Below are 407 nucleotides of genomic sequence, written 5' to 3' on the forward strand. Positions count from 1 at the left end.
GATGAATTCCGGGGAAGCCTGCTGGCACCGTGCGAGGGCAGACTTCTTCTTAAAGCTAGTGCACGGGTGATAAAAGGAGAGTGTTATTATGGCACACAAGGTTTCTGACGCATGTGTTGGCTGCGGCGCTTGCGAGGGCGCTTGCCCCGTTGGTGCTGTCACCATTGAGAATGGTGTTGCAGTTGTGAATGCTGACGCTTGCATCGATTGCGGCGCTTGCGAGGGTGCTTGCCCCACCGGTGCTATCGCTGCTGAATAATTTCACGGCGAACACTGAAAAAACGCATCAAAAGCAGCAGACCTGTCAAAAGCGGGTCTGCTGCTTTTCTTTCATGCACAATTTTCCCCGATTTGTCCGCCCGATATTTTGGCAGTGGATTTTAGGTGCTGTATATGGAACATTCCAC

The 407-nt window shown here is 51.8% G+C and carries 1 protein-coding gene; it reads left to right on the forward strand.

What is annotated here, in order from left to right; all coding sequences use genetic code 11:
• Positions 1-88 precede the first annotated feature (88 nt).
• Positions 89-259, forward strand: a complete 171-nt coding sequence (locus tag P0G09_RS15810) for a 4Fe-4S binding protein (RefSeq protein WP_005929040.1) — start codon at positions 89-91, stop codon at positions 257-259.
• The last annotated feature ends 148 nt before the right edge of the window (positions 260-407 follow it).

Origin of the sequence: Faecalibacterium sp. DFI.5.82, from assembly GCF_029076575.1 — a bacterium.
Classification (GTDB): Bacteria; Bacillota; Clostridia; order Oscillospirales; family Ruminococcaceae; genus Faecalibacterium; species Faecalibacterium duncaniae.

Coding starts and splice junctions, on each gene's coding strand:
- P0G09_RS15810 (WP_005929040.1), top strand. CDS start 89: ATGGCACACAAGGTTTCTGACGCATGTGTTGGCTGCGGCGCTTGCGAG.